The organism is Sphingomonas sp., from assembly GCF_035944535.1.
Classification (GTDB): domain Bacteria; phylum Pseudomonadota; class Alphaproteobacteria; order Sphingomonadales; family Sphingomonadaceae; genus Sphingomonas_B.
In genome coordinates, this window is sequence record NZ_DASZBC010000002.1 from 55693 (window position 1) to 73716 (window position 18024).

At 65.9% G+C, this 18024-nt stretch carries 16 protein-coding genes and 2 riboswitches; of the genes, 11 read left to right on the forward strand and 5 right to left on the reverse strand.

Going from position 1 to position 18024, the window contains the following annotated elements:
- Positions 1 to 61 precede the first annotated feature (61 nt).
- Entirely contained in the window at positions 62 to 523 is a 462-nt protein-coding gene (locus VGT77_RS00770) for a hypothetical protein (RefSeq protein WP_327458594.1), read from the forward strand.
- Positions 524 to 593: 70 nt separating this feature from the next.
- Here VGT77_RS00770 and tldD read toward each other — a convergent pair whose 3' ends face one another.
- Both tldD and VGT77_RS00780 read right to left on the reverse strand, forming a co-directional pair.
- The gene (gene tldD, locus VGT77_RS00775) at positions 594 to 2024 is read right to left on the reverse strand and encodes a metalloprotease TldD (RefSeq protein WP_327458596.1); all 1431 of its coding nucleotides are present in this window, start codon (positions 2022 to 2024) and stop codon (positions 594 to 596) included.
- A 111-nt stretch (positions 2025 to 2135) separates the two neighbouring features.
- A complete protein-coding gene (locus tag VGT77_RS00780) occupies positions 2136 to 2339 on the reverse strand; it encodes a zinc-finger domain-containing protein (RefSeq protein ID WP_327458598.1) in 204 nt (67 codons plus the stop codon).
- Between the two features lie 159 nt (positions 2340 to 2498).
- On the opposite strand from VGT77_RS00780, the gene VGT77_RS00785 reads away from it, so the two are divergent.
- Positions 2499 to 3416, forward strand: coding sequence for an ABC transporter ATP-binding protein (locus VGT77_RS00785; protein WP_327458600.1), 918 nt, complete (start codon positions 2499 to 2501; stop codon positions 3414 to 3416).
- A gap of 4 nt (positions 3417 to 3420) precedes the next feature.
- Here the strand turns inward: VGT77_RS00785 and VGT77_RS00790 are convergent, their stop codons facing one another.
- On the reverse strand, positions 3421 to 5166 hold the full coding sequence (locus tag VGT77_RS00790) for a right-handed parallel beta-helix repeat-containing protein (protein WP_327458602.1): 1746 nt from the start codon (positions 5164 to 5166) through the stop codon (positions 3421 to 3423).
- A gap of 187 nt (positions 5167 to 5353) precedes the next feature.
- Here VGT77_RS00790 and nadB point away from each other — a divergent pair, with 187 nt between their 5' ends.
- Positions 5354 to 6940 carry an L-aspartate oxidase gene (gene nadB / locus VGT77_RS00795; protein WP_327458604.1) on the forward strand — a complete coding sequence of 529 codons (1587 nt, stop codon included), beginning with the start codon at positions 5354 to 5356 and terminating at the stop codon, positions 6938 to 6940.
- A gap of 27 nt (positions 6941 to 6967) precedes the next feature.
- On the opposite strand, the gene VGT77_RS00800 is transcribed toward nadB, so the two are convergent.
- Entirely contained in the window at positions 6968 to 7813 is an 846-nt protein-coding gene (locus VGT77_RS00800; protein ID WP_327458606.1) for an alpha/beta hydrolase, read from the reverse strand.
- A gap of 85 nt (positions 7814 to 7898) precedes the next feature.
- On the opposite strand from VGT77_RS00800, the gene VGT77_RS00805 reads away from it, so the two are divergent.
- From VGT77_RS00805 to VGT77_RS00835, 7 genes are all read left to right on the forward strand, one after another.
- Complete coding sequence (locus VGT77_RS00805; RefSeq protein ID WP_327458607.1) at positions 7899 to 8372, forward strand: DUF2231 domain-containing protein; 474 nt, start codon at positions 7899 to 7901, stop codon at positions 8370 to 8372.
- Positions 8373 to 8392: 20 nt separating this feature from the next.
- A riboswitch (glycine riboswitch) is annotated at positions 8393 to 8484 on the forward strand.
- Positions 8485 to 8590: riboswitch (glycine riboswitch) on the forward strand.
- 49 nt (positions 8591 to 8639) lie between these two features.
- On the forward strand, positions 8640 to 9767 hold the full coding sequence (gene gcvT, locus VGT77_RS00810; RefSeq protein ID WP_327458609.1) for a glycine cleavage system aminomethyltransferase GcvT: 1128 nt from the start codon (positions 8640 to 8642) through the stop codon (positions 9765 to 9767).
- On the forward strand, positions 9767 to 10138 hold the full coding sequence (gene gcvH, locus VGT77_RS00815; RefSeq protein ID WP_327458611.1) for a glycine cleavage system protein GcvH: 372 nt from the start codon (positions 9767 to 9769) through the stop codon (positions 10136 to 10138). The genes gcvT and gcvH overlap by 1 nt, the downstream gene beginning before the upstream one ends.
- A gap of 109 nt (positions 10139 to 10247) precedes the next feature.
- Complete coding sequence (locus VGT77_RS00820; RefSeq protein ID WP_327458613.1) at positions 10248 to 11012, forward strand: class I SAM-dependent methyltransferase; 765 nt, start codon at positions 10248 to 10250, stop codon at positions 11010 to 11012.
- 40 nt (positions 11013 to 11052) lie between these two features.
- A complete protein-coding gene (gene gcvPA, locus VGT77_RS00825) occupies positions 11053 to 12411 on the forward strand; it encodes an aminomethyl-transferring glycine dehydrogenase subunit GcvPA (protein ID WP_327458615.1) in 1359 nt (452 codons plus the stop codon).
- Entirely contained in the window at positions 12408 to 14003 is a 1596-nt protein-coding gene (gene gcvPB / locus VGT77_RS00830; protein WP_327458617.1) for an aminomethyl-transferring glycine dehydrogenase subunit GcvPB, read from the forward strand. Before gcvPA ends, gcvPB begins: the two co-directional genes overlap by 4 nt.
- 51 nt (positions 14004 to 14054) lie before the next feature.
- Entirely contained in the window at positions 14055 to 14837 is a 783-nt protein-coding gene (locus VGT77_RS00835; protein WP_327458619.1) for an SDR family oxidoreductase, read from the forward strand.
- A 134-nt stretch (positions 14838 to 14971) separates the two neighbouring features.
- On the opposite strand, the gene VGT77_RS00840 is transcribed toward VGT77_RS00835, so the two are convergent.
- Positions 14972 to 16675 carry a class I adenylate-forming enzyme family protein gene (locus tag VGT77_RS00840; protein ID WP_327458621.1) on the reverse strand — a complete coding sequence of 568 codons (1704 nt, stop codon included), beginning with the start codon at positions 16673 to 16675 and terminating at the stop codon, positions 14972 to 14974.
- Positions 16676 to 16788: 113 nt separating this feature from the next.
- Between VGT77_RS00840 and VGT77_RS00845 the strand changes: the two genes are divergently transcribed.
- On the forward strand, positions 16789 to 18018 hold the full coding sequence (locus VGT77_RS00845; protein ID WP_327458623.1) for a serine hydrolase domain-containing protein: 1230 nt from the start codon (positions 16789 to 16791) through the stop codon (positions 18016 to 18018).
- Positions 18019 to 18024 lie beyond the last annotated feature (6 nt).

Here is an 18024-nt window from a genome sequence, read left to right on the forward strand (position 1 = left end):
GGCTCATCGCGCCAGTGGTTTAAGCCCTGACGTCATGATTCGTCTGCTTTGCGCCCTGTTGTTGGCGCTTCTTCCATTCTCCGCCGCTCACGCCGACGTGACCGCCCGCTTCTATTCGCGCGATTTCGGCTCGGTCTTCCCGCACACCTTCTTCGAGGTGGAAGGCCCGGGGGTGCCGAAGAAGAATTACGGCTTCACCGCCAAGACCGTCACGCCCGCCATCCTGATGAGCCCGGTTGCCGGCAAGATCATCGAGATGAAGCCGGATTACGTCTCGCGCAGCCGGCTGCACTTCACCCTCCGCCTGTCGAACGAACAATATCAAAGGCTGATGCGCGTGGCGGCTGATTGGGGCAGCCGCAAACAGCCGAGCTACGATCTCTACAAGGCGAACTGCGTCAGTTTCGTCCGCGATGCGCTGCACACGCTGGGCATCAAGACCAATCCGAACACACGCTTCCTCGGTAAGCCGAAAAGCTTCCTCACCGAAGTGCAGGGCCTGAACCCGGGCTTGAGACCGTAAACAGGCTGTGCTCCGGCGAAGGCCGGAGCTTTGCGCCACAAGGCTCCGGCCTACGCCGGAGCACACTCGGCTAACCCGTCGCCGTCCCCCCGACAGTCAGCCCTTCGATCATCAGGCTCGGCTGGCCGACGCCCGCGGGCACGCTCTGCCCGCCCTTGCCGCACATGCCGACGCCTTCGTCCAGCGCGAAGTCGTTGCCGATCGCCCGCACCTTGGTGAGCACCGTCGGGCCGTCGCCGATCAGGGTCGCGCCCTTGATCGGCGCGCCGAGCCGGCCATTCTCGATTCTGTACGCCTCGGTGCAGCTGAACACGAACTTGCCCGACACGATGTCGACCTGCCCGCCGCCGAAACTCTTCGCATAGATGCCGTTCTTCGCCCGCGCGATCATCTCGCCGGGATCGTCCTGCCCGCCCTTCATAAAGGTGTTGGTCATGCGCGGCATCGGCGCATGGGCGTAGGATTGGCGGCGGCCATTGCCGGTCGGCTCGACGCCCATCAGCCGCGCGTTCAGCCGGTCCTGCATATAGCCCTTGAGGATGCCGTCCTCGATCAGCACCGTCTCGCGCGTCGGCGTGCCTTCATCGTCGATCGACAATGATCCGCGCCGGTTCTCGATTGCGCCGTCATCGACAACCGTCACTCCGGGCGCCGCCACGCGCTCGCCGATCCGGCCCGAGAAAGCCGAAGTGCCCTTGCGGTTGAAGTCGCCTTCGAGCCCATGACCGATCGCCTCGTGCAGCAGCACGCCCGGCCAGCCGGGCCCGCATACCACCGTCATCTCGCCCGCCGGAGCGGCGACGGATTCGAGGTTCACCAGCGCCTGGTCGAGCGCGATGCCGATGCCCCGCTGCCACGCCGCTTCCTCGAACAGCCGGCCGTAGAGATAGCGCCCGCCCATGCCGTAGCTGCCCGTCTCGCGTCGCCCATTCTGCTCGACCACGATCGAGATGTTGAGCCGCACCAGCGGGCGGATGTCCTGTGCGACATAGCCATCCGGCCGCACGATCTCGATCACGCTCCAGGAGCCCGATAGGCCAACCGACACCTGGCTTACCCGCGGGTCGCGCGCACGCGCCGTGGCATCGATCTTCTGGCACAGCGCCACCTTCTCGGCGAAGGGCACTAAGGTCAGCGGATCGTCGGCAGTATAGAGATGCCGGTTGCTGCGCTGCGGCGGGGGCGCCTTGTGACCCTTGGCCGGGTCCAGCAGCCGCATCGTCTCGGCGGCACGCTTGATCGCGGCGGCGGAAAGCTCGTTCGCATGCGCGAAGGCCGTCATCTCGCCCGAAACGCCGCGCAGGCCGAAGCCTGCGGTGGTGTTGTAGTCCGCCGTCTTCAGCCGCCCGTCATCGAAGCCGAAGCTCTCCGACGTCTGATACTGGAGGTAGAGCTCGCCATCGTCGCAGCGATGCAGCGCATCGGCGGTCAGCTTGAGCGCAATGTCGGGATCGAGATCGGCCCGATAGAGCCAGGCGCGCGGATCGGTGGGGAGAGTCATGGGAAGGATATAGGAAGCGAATCCCCTCCCGTCATGCCGGACTTGATCCGGCATCCCGCTTCTTTACTGCCGGCAAGAAGCGGGACCCCGGCTCAAGGCCGGGGTGACGAGTTAATGGTCGGCCAATGTCCCATCATCCGCCGGCCCGCCGGCCAGCGCGAAGCGCCGGTCGCAATAGCCGCACTCGCCAAAGCCGCGCTCGTCGATCTCGATGTAGATGCGCGGGTGGCCCAGCGCCGGGTCAATGCCGTGGCCGGAGCCGTCACAGGCGACGCGGCGGGAGTTGACGCGGAAGGTCTCGGGCGGCGGGATCATGGTGCGGGCTGTTAGCTTGTGCGCGACGTGTGTTCAACAAATCCGTTCGTTTCGAGCGAAGTCGAGAAATACGCGTCACCCACGCCGAACCTGCGCTTCTCGACTTCGCTCGAAGCGAACGGGGTTGGTTGTGCGCTGCTGCAAGACTAGAGCGCAGATATGACCGAAGCCGCCATCGCCATCCGTGAACTCGCCAAGACCTACAAGGGCGGCAAGCGCGCGCTGGACGGCGTCAGTTTCGACGTGCCCCGGGGCCAGATTTTCGGGCTGCTCGGTCCGAATGGCGCCGGCAAGTCGACGCTGATCAACATCCTTTCGGGCATGGTCAGGAAGACCAGCGGCACCGCCTCGATCTGGGGCTTCGACATCGACGAACATCCGCGTAACGCCAAGGCGTCGATCGGCATCGTGCCTCAGGAGATCGTCTTCGATCCTTTCTTCACGCCGTTCGAGACGCTGGAGCTGTTCGCCGGCCTTTATGGTGTGCCGAAGGCGGAGCGGCGCTCGATGGAGCTGCTCCGCGCCGTCCATCTGGAAGACAAGCGCGACGCTTATTCGCGCACGCTATCGGGCGGCATGAAGCGTCGGCTGCTCGTCGCCAAGGCGATGGTCCACTCCCCGCCCGTGCTGGTGCTCGACGAGCCGACGGCAGGCGTTGATATCGAACTCCGCCAGCAGCTCTGGGCCTATGTGCGCGAGCTGAACGGCCAAGGCATGACGGTGGTCCTCACCACCCATTATCTCGAAGAAGCGGAAGAGCTGTGCGACCGCATCGCGATCATCAACCATGGCCGGCTGATCGCAAACGAGCCGACGCGCGAGCTGGTCAATAAGGCGCAGGAAAAGCTCGTCGAAGTGACGGTCGATCGCGACCTGGCCGCGCCGCCGGAAGCGCCATGCTTTGAAAAGATCGTGCTGCGCGGCGACCGGGTGCTGGAGATCACCTATTCCAAGGCCAAGGTGAATGCCGGCGAAGTGCTGGCGGCGGTCAGCGGCGCGGGTCTCGGCATCGTCGATGTGTCCACCAAGGAAGCCGATCTCGAGGACGTGTTCCTGAGCCTGACCCGCGCCGCCTGACTCCTCAGGCGAGGGCGAAATGCTGGCCGAACAGCCGGTCCAGATCGATGAACAACGGTGTCTCTGGCAGCTGAAAGACAGGCTCCGGATGAAGCGTCGCAATGTCGGGCTGCTCGGCGGAGGGCTCCGCATGGACCTGGGCACTGGAACGCGCCCCGACGCCGGTAAAGATCAGGGCCGACTTGGACGCCGCGGACAGGCTGGTGCGCGCCACATGGCCGATCAGCTCGTCGCCTCCGTCCCAGCGGCCATTGCCATTGTCCTTGAAGATGGACGTGCCGCTCACGCCGTTCAGCGTTTCACGGTGGAAGATGTAGTCGGATGCGGAGCCGCTCAGCTGGATGCGGTCGCCCTTCGCGAAGTCCATGATCTGCACGAAGTCGGCACGGCCGGAAGGCGTGCCGCCCGTATTGTCGTAAAATGCGCCGCGTTGGTCTCCGAGCACGAAAATGTCGGCACCGGCACGCCCGAAGATCTTGTCGCGCGAATTATCACCGAGCGCCTTGTCACCCTTGCCGATCGCGTAAATGACGTCGGCACCCGACGTGCCAAACACCGTCTCGCTGGCCGCCGTCCCATAAACTTCGCGCCCGGTAGAGGGAGGCGGAGTCGGTGAGGGAGACGGCGACGGAGACGGTGAAGGTGAGGGTGAGGGTGCCGGACTTGGCGTCGGAGCAGGGGACGGCGAGCCGCCTCCGGGATGATAGCCATAGCCGTCGACCAGCAGGTCCTGCACCGTCGTTGCCGCACCCTTGTCGAGGTTCGGAATACGCGCCCGGTCCGCCGCGCTCCAGCGCAGCTCCAGATTGTCCCGCGCGTTTGCCTGAGTGCCCGGCATCACAAACACGTCGTCGGTGACGTTGCGGGCGATGGTGACGCCTTTCGCGTCTTCGACTTTGATCCAAAGGAAGGGCCAGTCGCCGGTTTGGGAAACGACCGTGTTGTTGGTGATCGCCACGCCATCGCCGCCCAGCACGGCAATACCGTGCCAATGCTCGCTGGTGTAGACGATGTTGTTGTCGATCTTCACGTTCTTGAACGGCAGGTGCCCCCGTTCGTCGTTCATGAAGATGCCCTGCAGCCCGCGGCCGCCGCCCTGGAAAATCTGATTGCCCGTGATCGTGATGTTGGTGGATTGGGTGCTGGTTCCGTTGGTCTGGAACTGGATCGCGTCCGGGTGATCCTGTCCCTTGAAGAAGAAATCGTGGAAGCGGTTGTTGCGCACCATGACATTATCGACATCGGCAAAGATCGCGCCGTCGCTGCGCAGATGGTGAAAATGGTTGTTCTCGACCGTCAGACCAGTCGTGCGCTGGAATACGGCGGCGCGGTGCAGCTCGGTGAACTCCGTGTTTGACACACGAACATCGGCGCTTTCGCGGACCAGCATGCCCCAGCCGTCATTTTGTGGCTTGCCGTCGAGTGACCCGTGCACCTTCAGCCCGTCGAGGCTGATGTTCCGCGAACTGGCGATGGTGATCATCTTCTCAAAGTCGGCATCGTCATCGTCCAGGGCATGGCCCACATCCAGCGCCTGAAGCGCAATGTTGCTCGACTTGGAGATGTTGAACGCTTCGATCCGCGCCGGATTGGCTGCATCGGCCGATCGGATGGTCACGGTCGCGCCGAAGTTGCGCCCGGACAAATAGACGGCATCATAGCTGCCAGCCTTGAGCAGAAAGGTTTCGCCGCCCACGGCCTTGGACAGCGCAGCCGTCAGCTGCGCCTGATTGGCAATCAAAATCGACATGACACGACCCCGCCTTTGGTGCGCCTCCTCTGCGGGAGGGTCGGCCGTTCCTGTGGCCGCTGCGGCTGGTTACGAAGCGAAGCGGAGCTGAAAAACCGTCCTGCGGCGATTTGAGCCGAAACGGAGGCGAACCGAACCGGGTGCGGAACGCTTGGCCTGTGCCGTCCATCTAGCTAGATCCACAGGCGTGGCGGAAGATCAGAGCTTCGATGTGGTGATCCTGGGGTCGGGCGCAGCCGGGCTGACGGCCGCGCTGAACCTAGCCGACCGTTTCCGTGTCGTGGTGCTGGCCAAGGGCGGGCTGTCCGAAGGGTCCACCGCCTGGGCGCAGGGCGGCATCGCCGCCGTCCTCGACGAGGGCGACACGTTCGAGCATCACATCGAAGACACGATGGTTGCCGGCGCCGGCCTGAACGACCGCGAGACGGTCGAGTTCGTGGTCGAGAATGCTCCCGCGGCGATCGCCCGCCTCGCCGAGCTCGGTGTGCCGTTCAACGAGGAAGGGCCCGGCTGGCACCTGACGCGCGAGGGCGGGCACAGCCACCGCCGCATCGTCCATGTCGACGACGCGACCGGCTGGGCCGTGCAGCAGGCGCTGGAGCGCGCCGCTCACGCCCACCCCAACATCACTCTGGTGCCCGACCGGGTGGCGATCGACCTCGTCACCGGGCGCCACGGCGTCCGCTATTCAGGCGATGGCCGCGTCTGGGGCGTATACGCCATCAACCGCCAGACCGGCGGCGTCGAACTCTTCACCGGCCGAGCGAGCATCCTCGCGACCGGAGGCGCGGGCCGCACCTATCTTTATTCGACCGCGCCGCGCGGCGCGACCGGCGACGGCATCGCCATGGCGTGGCGGGCGGGTTGCCGAGTGTCGAACATGGAGTTCATGCAGTTCCACCCGACCTGTCTATACAACCTTGAGGTCAAGAATTTCCTGATCACCGAAGCGGTGCGCGGCGAAGGCGGGATGCTGAAGCTGCCGACCAATGGCCATCGCTTCATGCCGGACTTCGACCCGCGGGCCGAGCTGGCCCCGCGCGATGTCGTCGCCCGCGCGATCGACCACGAGATTAAGCGGCTCGGCCTCGATTACGTCCATCTCGACATCAGCCACCAGCCGCCCGAGTTCGTGAAAGATCATTTCCCCACCATCCATGCCAAGCTGATGACGCTCGGCATCGACATCACCAAACAGCCGATCCCCGTCGTTCCCGCCCAGCATTACACCTGCGGCGGCGTCATCATCGACCTGCACGGCTGCACCGACCTGCCCGGCCTCTATGCCGCCGGCGAAGTCTCGGAATCGGGCCTGCACGGCGCCAATCGCCTTGCCTCCAACTCGCTCCTCGAGTGCTTTGTCTTCGGCGAAGCGGCGGCGAAGCACATTGCCGCCAATTTCGACAGCTTCCCCGAGCCGCCGCCCATCCGCCCCTGGGACGAAAGCCGCGTCACCGATTCCGACGAGGAAGTCATCGTCCAGCACAATTGGCGCGAGATCCGTCGCTTCATGTGGGACTATGTCGGCATCGTCCGCACCGACAAGCGCCTCGAACGTGCCCAGCACCGCATCCGCCTGCTGCGTCAGGAAGTCGCCGACTATTACGGCCATTTCCGCGTCACGCCCGACCTGGTCGAGCTACGCAACCTGGTCGAGGTCGCCGACCTGATCGTCCGCTCGGCCCTGTCCCGCAAGGAAAGCCGAGGCCTGCATTATACGCTCGACTATCCTGATATGCTCGCCGAGGCGCGGGATACGGTCCTGGCGCCTTAGCTAACCCCTCCCCTTTAGGGGAGGGGCTTAATCACGCAAAAACTCCCGCACTTCCGCGTAGAAGCGCTGCGGCTGGGAATACATGATCATGTGCGTGGCGCCCGAGACGCGCCGCAGCGTCGCACCCTTCGCCGGCGCGTAGCTGCTCCGGTACAGCCGATCGACCGCGAGCGCGTCCTGCGCACTCGCCGGCACTGCATAGACCACCGTCAGCGGCGCCCTGATCCGCGGCAGCTCGGGCGTGAGGTCCGTCGTCGCCAGTTCATGCGTGGCATGGGCGACTACGCCGGAGTCGCTGCGGCTGTTGGCGATGCCCGACCCGCCGAAGCGGCCGATCAGGTTGTCGAGCGTGCGCCGCCCGCCCGGTGTGCTCATCAGCGATCCGAACAGCGCATCGGCAAGCGGCCGGATCTGCGCGCCGGCAAAGCCGAAGCCGCTCGCCGGCGCGGGGAGGATATCGATCGCCATGACCTTGCCCACGCGCGCCGGGTAGCGCGCCGCGACCATCATCGCGACGATGCCGCCCATCGAATGGCCGATCAGCGCCGGGCTCTTGAGCTTGGCCTCGACGACGTATCGCGCAATCTCCTCGGCGACCGAAGAGACCACCCGGCCACCCGCATTGCCACGCGCCGGATCGCCTGCGAACCCGGCCACCTGCACCAGGTGATAACGATAGCCCGGCACCGCCCGCACCGTGCCGTCCCACAAAGTGCGGCCATTGGTCAGGCCCGGGATCAGGATCACGTCCTGCCCTTCGCCCCGCACCTGCACGGAGAGCCGAGTCGACGTGAAGGTCAGCGCCATCGCCTCGCCCGCGACGCCGAGCGCGGTCGCTGCCGCCGCGCCTTCCAGAAAAGTTCGTCTGTCCATTACCTTAAGCCTATGGCGGAGATGGGTTGAACCTTGGCTGACGCAAGGGGTGGGAACGCCGCCGCAGCCGTCGCGTTTGCCGCTCATGGAGCACGACCATCCTCGCAGCACCGCCCGCATCGCCGGCCACCCGATCCATCCGATGACGGTGATGTTTCCCGTCGTGCTGTTTATTGCCACGCTCCTCTGCGACATCCTGTTCGCGACGACGGGCGAGCTGTTCTGGGCGACTGTCGGCCTGCTGACGCTCGGTCTCGGCATCCTCACCGCGGCGGTCGCGGCCATTTTCGGGCTGATCGACTATTTCGGCGATTCGCGCGTGCGGGCGCTCCGGGCCGCCAATCATCATCTGATCGCCAATGTGCTGGTGATGCTGGTTGAAATCCTGAACTGGTCGTGGCGCTTCACCGGCGGCCCCGGCGCGATCACGCCCACGGGCCTGATCATGTCCGCCATCGCCGTCCTCCTCCTCGGCTATTCGGGCTGGAAGGGCGCAACTCTTGTGTATGAACATGGGGTTGGCGTTGACTCCGGGCGGGAGGCCCGCCACAGCCGCTGACGTCGCCGGCGGGCAACTGTCGGGCGTTCGCGGGAGAGTGTGAAGGTTCGCCTTCACCGCCGAAGGAGCAACCGCCCCGGAATCTCTCAGGTCAAAGGACCGCGAAGCGCTTCAGCGACACTCTGGAAAGCGTCCGTGCGTCAGCCCGGGCCACCGAAGGGGTAAGCCGGTCCCCGCGTCCGGTGAAAGCTCTCAGGTTCCGTGACAGAGGGGGCAGCCATGCGTTCGGTTCCGGCCGGACGCTGCTGCGCAGTCACGGAGGCCGAATTGAGCGAGCAAGCGGACGATCTTCCCACCCAGAGCCTGCCGCTCGATGCCTGGCACCGCGCCCGCGGCGCACGCATGGTGCCGTTCGCCGGCTATCACATGCCGATCCAGTATGAAGGCATCATCGCCGAGCATCTCTGGACCCGCACCTCCGCCGGCCTGTTCGACGTCAGCCATATGGGGCAGCTGCTGATCAGCGGCCCCGACGCGGCGACTGCGCTCGAGGCGTTGCTGCCCGGCGACATCAAGGGGCTCGCCGAAGGCAAGGTCCGCTACTCGCTGCTGCTGAACGAGAGCGGCGGCATCCTAGACGATCTGATGGTGACCAATCTCGGCGGCGGCACCTATTACATGGTCATCAACGGCGCGACCAAATGGGACGACATCGCCCATCTGCGCGAGCATCTGCCCGACGAGATCGTGCTCAACCATCTGGAGGATCAGGCGCTGCTGGCGGTGCAGGGCCCGAAGGCGGTGGAGGCGGTCGCCCGCATCTGGCCGCAGGCGGCTAGCCTCTATTTCATGGAATCAACCGGCTTCGACTGGAACGGCGTGCAGATCGGCATCGGCCGCTCCGGCTATACTGGCGAGGACGGCGTCGAGATCACCCTGCCTGCTTCCGAAGCGGAGCGCGTCGCCGAGCTGCTCTGCCAGCAGCCGGAGATCAAGCCGATCGGCCTCGGCGCCCGCGACTCGCTGCGCCTGGAAGCTGGACTACCGCTCTACGGCCATGATCTGGACGAGGAGACCACGCCGGTGATGGCCGATCTCGGCTTCGCACTTTGGAAGCGCCGCCGCGAGGAGCGCAGTTTCCCCGGCGCCGAGCGCATCCTGATGGAGCGCGAGCAAGGCCCGGTGCTGAAGCGCGTCGGCCTGTTCGTCGAGGGCCGGCAACCGGTTCGCGAAGGCGCGGCGGTGGTCGACCAGGACGGCAATGAAGTCGGCCGCGTCACCTCGGGCGGCTTCTCGCCCAGCCTCGAGCGGCCAATCGCCATGGCCTATGTGCCGCTATCCTCCGCCCAGCCCGGAACGCGCGTGCGCCTCAACCAGCGCGCCAAGATCTTCGAGGGTGTCGTCACGCCGATGCCCTTCGTCCCGCACCGCTATCACCGCAAGGGAGCAGCCTGATGCCGCGTTACTTTACCAAGGAACATGAGTGGATCGATGTCGATGGCGACACCGCCACCGTCGGCATCACCGATTATGCGCAGAGCCAGCTTGGCGACGTCGTCTTCGTCGAAGTGCCCGAAGCGGGCCGCCAGCTGACCCAGGGCGGCGAAGCGGCGGTCGTGGAATCCGTCAAGGCCGCGTCGGACGTCTATGCGCCGGTCTCGGGCGAAGTCACCGAAGGCAATGCCGCGCTCGCCGACACGCCCGACCTGGTGAACACCGCGCCGGAAGGCGATGGCTGGTTTTTCAAGCTGCGCCTGTCGGACGCCTCGCAACTCGAGGCGCTGATGGACGAGGCTGCATATCAGGAATTCGTCTCGACCCTGTAGGAATCTCGCTCGTCCCGAGCGTAGTCGAGGGGCGCTGGCACGACCTTGGAGCCGCGCCCCTCGACGACGCTTCGCTCCGCTCGGGACGAGCGACAATGGAGTGCCGCACTTGCTGAACCCCACTTCCCGCTGGTCCCCGACCGATTACGCCAAGAATGCCGCCTTCGTGCCGGAGCTCGGCAAGGCGGTGGTGGAGCTGCTTGCCCCCCGGCCCGGCGAGCGCATCCTCGATCTCGGCTGCGGCGACGGCGTGCTGACCGAAGCTCTGGTCGCGGCCGGCGCGGAAGTGGTGGGTGTCGACGCCTCGCCCGACATGATCGCCGCCGCCAAGGCGCGCGGGCTGGACGCGCGGGTGATGGACGGACAGGCGCTGCAGTTCGACGGCGAGTTCGACGCAGTCTTCTCGAACGCCGCTCTGCACTGGATGCTCGACCCGCCCGCCGTCGCGCGCGGTGTGTTCCGCGCCTTGAAGCCCGGCGGCCGCTTTGTCGGCGAGCAGGGCGGCGCCGGCAACATCGCCAAGCTCCGCGGCGCGCTGCGCGAGGTGCTGACCGAGCGCGGCTATCCCGTGCCGGCCGAAGACCCGCAATGGTATGCCTCTCCGCAAGAGTTCCGCGCGGTCTATAAGGGCGCCGGCTTCGGTGCCGTCGAAGCCTGGCTGATCGACCGACCCACGCCGCTGCCCGCCGGCGCCGCCGCCTGGTACCGGACCTTCCGCGCCGGCTTCCTCGATTCAGCGCAGGTTCCCGAAGCCGAAATCGACGCCGTCGTTACCGAGGCCGAAGCGCGCGCCGCCCCGGCGCTGCGCCAGCCCGACGGCCACTGGATGGCCGATTATGTCCGCCTCCGCTTCACGATGAGGAAGCCGGCGTGAGTTCGCCTCTTCCTGTGATTTCGCTGCTTGGAGTAGTGCTTTGAGATATCTTCCCCTCACCCAGGCCGACCGTAGCGCCATGCTGCACAAGGTCGGCGCAGCCACCATTGACGACCTGTTCGTCGATGTGCCCGCCGAAGCCCGTCTTTCTGGCCCTATCGCCGAGCTACCGAACCACGCCTCCGAACTGTCGGTCGAACGCCAGCTCTCCGCGCTCGCGCGCCGCAACACCGTTGCCGGCGCTGTGCCCTTCTTTCTTGGCTGCGGCAGCTACAAGCACCACATCCCGGCAAGCGTCGATCACCTCATCCAGCGCGGCGAGTTCCTCACCGCCTACACGCCCTATCAGCCGGAAATCGCGCAGGGCACGCTGCAGATGCTGTTCGAGTTCCAGACGCAGGTCGCGCGCCTGCTCGGCTGCGATGTCGCGAACGCGTCGATGTACGACGGCTCGACCGCGTGCTGGGAAGCGATCACCATGGCGCGTCGGATCACCCGCCGCGCCAAGGCGCTGATCTCGGCCGGTCTGCACCCGCATTATGTCGCGGTCGCCAAGACGATGGCGCGCTTCACGGGCGACGACCTCCGCACTGCGCTGCCGAAGCTGGAGGCCGCAACCGACATCGCCACCCTGATCGATCAGATCGACGGCGACACCTCCTGCGTGGTCGTCCAATATCCCGACATCCTCGGCCGGGTCGCCGACCTGTCGCAGCTCGCCTCCCGCGCGCATGAGAAAGGCGCGCTGCTGGTCGCCGTAGTGACCGAGCCGGTCGCGCTTGGCCTGCTCAAGTCGCCCGGCGAAATGGGCGCGGACATCGTCGTGGGCGAAGGCCAGGCGCTGGGCGTCGGACTGCAGTTCGGCGGGCCCTATGTCGGCCTGTTCGCCTGCAAGGAGAAGTTCGTCCGCCAGATGCCCGGCCGGCTGTGTGGAGAGACCGTCGATGCCGAAGGCAAGCGCGGCTTCGTGCTTACCCTTTCGACGCGTGAGCAGCACATCCGCCGCGAAAAGGCGACGTCCAACATCTGCACCAACTCCGGACTCTGTGCGCTCGCCTTCTCCATCCACATGACATTGCTGGGCGAGAAAGGCCTGCGCGGCCTGGCTGAAGTGAATCACGCCGGCGCCTCGGCAGCTGCCGAGCGGCTGACCAAGGTGCCGGGCGTCGAACTGGTCAATGACGGCTTCTTCAACGAATTCACGCTGAAGCTGTCGACGGAAGCGCGCCCGCTGGTCCGCCGCCTCGCCGAGCGCAACATCCTCGCCGGCGTGTCACTGGGCCGCCTCTATCCCGGCGTCCACGTGCTTCAGAACGGGCTGGTCGTCGCCGTAACCGAAACCACCACGCCGGAGGACATCGAGACGCTTGCCGTCGCTATTCAGGAGGACCTGGCATGAGCATGAACCGCCAGGGCCGCGTCTCCCGCCCCGAAGGCGAGACCGAAGCCAACACCGCAACCTTCACCGGCAACCGCGCGCTGATGCTGGAAGAGCCGCTGATCTTCGAAATCGGTGACGAGGAAACGACGGGGGTGGACTTGCCTTGTTCACCGGCGAAGGCCGGTGCCCAGGGTGGGCCCCGGCCTTCGCCGGGGCACATGGACGGCCTGCTCCGCACCCGCCCCATCGGCCTGCCCGGCCTCTCCGAACCCGAGGCCGTGCGCCATTACACCCGCCTCAGCCGCCAGAATTACGCGATCGACCTCGGCCTTTTCCCCCTCGGCTCGTGCACGATGAAGCATAATCCGCGGCTGAACGAGAAAATGGCGCGGCTGCCCGGCTTTGCCGACATCCACCCGTTGCAGCCGCAGGAGACGGTGCAGGGCGCCTATGCGCTCATCCACCTTGTCGCCGACTGGCTGTGCAAGCTGACCGGCATGCCCGCCGTCGCGATGAGCCCCAAGGCCGGCGCCCATGGCGAACTGTGCGGCCTGCTCGCGATCCGCTCGGCCTTGGAGGCGCGCGGCGATGCCCGCTCCGTCATCCTGGTTCCGGAGTCTGCGCATGGCACTAATCCGGCCACCGCCGCCTTCGCCGGCTATGCGGTCGAGAACATCCCGGCGACGCCCGCCGGTCGCGTCGACTTCGACGCGCTGGTCGCGCGACTGGGTCCCGACGTCGCCGGGGTCATGATCACCAACCCGAACACCTGCGGGCTGTTCGAGCCGGACATGAAGCGCATCGCCGATGCGGTCCATGGCTGCGGCGGGTTCGTCTATTGCGACGGCGCGAACTTCAACGCGATCGTCGGCCGGGTGCGTCCGGGCGATCTGGGCGTCGACGCGATGCACATCAACCTGCACAAGACCTTCTCCACCCCGCATGGCGGCGGCGGTCCCGGTTCCGGCCCGGTCGTCTTCTCGGAAGCGCTCGCGCCCTTCGCGCCCCTGCCCTTTGTCGAGAAACAGGGCGACCACTTCCACCTGGTCGAGGAAGAAACGGCAGACGAGCATCACGCCCACAGCTTCGGGCGCATGGTCGCCTTCCACGGCCAAATGGGCATGTTCACCCGCGCGGCGGCCTATATGCTCAGCCACGGCGCCGACGGACTGCGCCAGGTCAGCGAGGACGCGGTGCTCAATGCCAACTACATCCTCAGGAGCCTGGAGGATGTGTTGGACGCGCCGTTCGGCGCCAGCGGCCCCTGCATGCACGAAGCGCTCTTCTCGGACGACGGGCTCGCCGATGGCTTCACCACATTGGACATCGCCAAGGGCCTGATCGACGAAGGCTATCACCCGATGACCATGTATTTCCCGCTGGTCGTGCACGGGGCGATGCTGGTCGAGCCGACGGAGACCGAGAGCAAGGCTGCACTCGACCAGTTTATCGGCGCGCTGCGCTCGGTGGCGGAGCGGGCCAAGGCGGGCGATCCCGCGCTCAAGGCTGCACCCCACTTCGCTCCCCGCCGGCGCCTCGACGAGACGCTCGCGGCGAGGAAGCCCGTGCTGGTCTGGAAGGACCCGGAGGTGGCGCAAGCCGCCGAGTAGCTTGCCGCGCGCCGCCTTTTCCTTACACTGGTGACAGTAAGGGAGGGCGGCATGCGCAAGGCGATCTTCATCACCGGCGGCGGATCGGGCATCGGCCGCGCGACCGCGCAGCTGTTCGCCGAGCGTGGCTGGTTCGTGGGTCTCGGAGACCTGAATGAAGCTGGCATGGTGGAGACGGCCCAGCCAATCGGTGGCGAGGTGTTCGCCACCCGCATGGATGTACGCGACCGCGGGCAATGGCGCGACGCCCTGCAGCGCTTCGTTGAGGCGAGCGGTGGCCGCCTCGACGTGCTGTTCAACAATGCCGGCATCGCCCAGGGCGGCGCGTTCGAGGCGATGAGCGAGGACGAGACCGACCGTGTCCTCGACGTCAACTTGCGCGGCGTGATCCACGGCGCCGAGGCTGGCTTGCCGCACTTGAAGGCCACGCCAGGGTCGGTGCTGGTCAATACATGTTCGGCGGCAGGGCTTTATGCAGGCGCCGGCATGTCGATCTATTGCGTCACCAAATTCGGCGTGCGCGCGCTGACGGACTCGCTCGACGCCGAATGGCAGGAGGCGCACGGCATCAAGGTCCGCTCGATCATGCCCAGCTTCATCGACACGCCGTTGCTGAGCGGTCCGACGGCCGATTCGAACCAGAGCATGCGCGAGAAGGTCGTCGAGATGGGGCTGGAGTTCACGCCGGTCGACAAGGTTGCCGCGGCGGTGTGGGAAGCAGTGCACGGCCGGAAGCGTCACGTGCTGGTCGGAAAAACGGCGAAGCGGCTGGCCTTCATCATGCGCTGGGCACCGGGGCTGGTGAACAGGATCAGACCGAAGAGCGCAGAGTAGCTTTACCGTCATCTCGAACTTGTTTTGGGATAAGCCATCCGGCGGCTCGTCATCCGAAAGTTGCGTCCGGCTCTACCCGGCTCAATCCCTATCCCGAAACAAGTTCGGGATGACGAAGGCTGAGGTGACGCACTTCACACGAACAAGCCCTTCAACTCCCGCTTCAATATCTTTCCGTTCGCGTTCCGGGGCAGTGTCTCCTCCACGAACACCACCCGCACCGGCACCTTGAAGGGCGCCAGCCGCGCCCGCACCCAGTCCTGCAGCTCCTGCTCCGACGCCTGCTCGCCCGGCGCCAGATGCACGACCGCCGCGGGCTCCTCGCCCAAAGTCTTGTGGGGCAAGCCGATCAGCGCCGCATCCGTTACCGCCGGGTGCTCGTACAGCGCATTCTCCACCTCGATCGAATAGATATTCTCCCCGCCGCGGATGATGATGTCCTTCGCGCGGTCAACGATGAACAAGAATCCCTCCTCATCCAGCTTGGCGAGGTCGCCGGTGCGCACCCAGCCCCCGACGAATGTCTGCGCGGTCGCCTCCGGCTTGTTCCAATAACCGCGCACGATCATCGGCCCGCGCGCCCAGAGCTCGCCGACCGTGTTCGGCGGCAGCACGGTGACTCCGTCCTCCGCGCGGATCTCGAGGTCCGCGACGGGCACCGCAGGACCCGCGCTGTCCGGGCGGTGCAGATAATCCTCCGCGCCATGGCCGGTCACTGTCGCCATCGTCTCGGTCATGCCCCAGCCGTTTCCGGGCAGTGCGCCGAATTCCTCATGGATGCGCCGCACCAGCTCGGGCGCGGACGGGGCGCCGCCATAGGCGATGCTTTCCAGGCTCGACAGGTCGTAGTTGGGCCGGTCGGGATGTTCGAGCAGCTGCCAGGCGATCGTCGGCACGCCGCCGGTGACGTTCACCCGCTCGCGCTCGATGATCTTCATCGCCTCGACCGCATCCCATTTGCGCATGAAGCAAAGGGTGTGCCCCGCCGCCATCGCCCCCATCAGCGTCGCCGAGCAGGCGGTGACGTGGAACAGCGGAATGACAGTCAGGAAGACTTTGGGTTCGGGCTCGGGCGGTGCCTCGCCGCGGCGCAGGAAGGCGCGCGTCGAATTATAGCCGCCCGACAATATGTTCGTCACGAGATTGCGGTGCGTACCCAGCGCGCCTTTGGGAGCGCCCGTCGTCCCGCTCGTATAGAAGATGGTCGCGTCATCGTCGGTTTCGACCTCGGCCTCAGGCAGGCTCCGGTCCGGCAGCAAAGCCCAGTCGTTCGGCCGGCCGATGATGCTCTCCAGCGTCTCCGGCCCGCCGCCGCGCGTGACGATCACATGTCGAAGCTCGGGCAGGGCCTCGCGAAACGGCGCGATCCGCTCCCAGCGCTGCGCATCGGCGATCAGCAGCTTCGCGCCTGAGTCTCTCAGGCCATATTCCAGCTCTTGCCCCGTCCACCAGGCGTTCAAGGGGACGGCGATGGCGCCAAGGCTGGTGATGGCGAAGAAGGCGACGGTCCACTCGGGCAGGTTGCGCATGACGGTCGTGACCCGGTCGCCCTTGCCGACGCCGCGCTCGTGCAGAGCCTCCGCCAGCGCCGCGATGGCGCGATATTGCGCCTCGAAACTGACGCGCTCGTCCTCAAGCACACAGGCCGCACGTGCCCCGTGCGTGCGGCTGACTTCGGCCAGCGCGCGCAGGTCTGGCGGCGCATTTTTCCAAACGCGAGTCGGCATGCCGCGGATGTCGACCGTCTCGATTTCGAATCGCTGGCCCGGTGCGCAGAGCAGCGCCTCGCATTCCTCCAGCGACAGATGCGGCCATGCCGTAGCGTCCGCCAAAGCCATTCCCTCTCTCCTGATCGGCGGTCTTGAAAAACCGCGCTTTTCCGCGGGATATTGTTGATTGCGGCCGCACTCAAGGCGATAAGCCGCCCCGCGAAATCAGGAGAGCGAGCCCCATGCAAACCGCCGATCCCGCCACTCTCGGCATGGACGCCGGACGGCTGTCGGCGATCGATCGCTTTCTCGACGAACGTTATCTGCAGACCGGGCGCTTCAAGGGCACGCAGCTGCTGGTCAGTCGCGACGGCCAGCCGGTGCATTTCTCCAGCGCGGGCACGATGCGCGACGGCCAGCCGGTCGGTCCCGACACGCTGTTCCGCATCGCCTCCATGACCAAGCCGGTGACCAGCGTCGCCTTTATGATGCTGGTCGAGGAAGGCAGGGTCGCGCTCGACGACCCGGTCCACCGGGTCATCCCGGAATGGAAGGGCTTGGGCGTCTATGATGGCGGCGGCGGCTCGGCCCCGTTCGTGACCAAACCGACATCCGCGCCGATGCGCATGGTCGACCTGCTCCGCCACACCGCCGGCCTCACCTACAGCTTCCAGAATCGCGGCAATATCGACGCCGCCTATCGCGATACCAAGATCGAGAATTGGCATGGCGAGCATGATCCCGACAGCGTCATCCGCACGCTCGCCGGCATCCCGCTTGAGTTTTCGCCGGGCGAAGCGTGGAATTACTCGGTCGCGACCGACATTCTCGGCCTGATCATCCAGCGGGTTGAGGGCAAGCCGCTCGATCAGGTCTTCCAGGAACGGATCTTCGGCCCGCTGGGCATGGACGACACCTTCTTCCAGGTGCCTGCCGACAAGGTCCACCGCCTCGCCGACTGTTACACCATGCACCCGCAAAAGGGCGCTGTGATGTACGACGAAGGCGCTAAAAGCGCCTGGTCCCGCAAGCCGACGCAGTTCTCAGGCGGGGGAGGCCTTGTCTCGACCGCGGCCGACTATCACCGCTTTTGCGCCATGTTGCTGAACGGCGGCACGCTCGATGGCGCGCGCATTCTCAGCCCGAAGACGATCGAGCTGATGACGGTCAACCACCTGCCCGGCGGCCGCGACCTCGCCAGCATGTCGCGCTCGCTGTTCAGCGAAGCGACCAATGCCGGCGTCGGCTTCGGCCTCGGCTTTGCCGTCACGATCAACCTCGCGCCCACGCTCGTCCACGGCTCGGTCGGCGAATATTATTGGGGCGGCATGTTCTCGACCGCCTTCCACATCGACCCGGTCGAGCGGCTGATCTTCATCTTCATGACCCAGCTCAGCCCATCCAATACTTACCCGGTCCGGCGCGAGCTCAAGACGATGATCTATTCGTCAATCACGAAGAGCCGCGCGTGAGTTCTA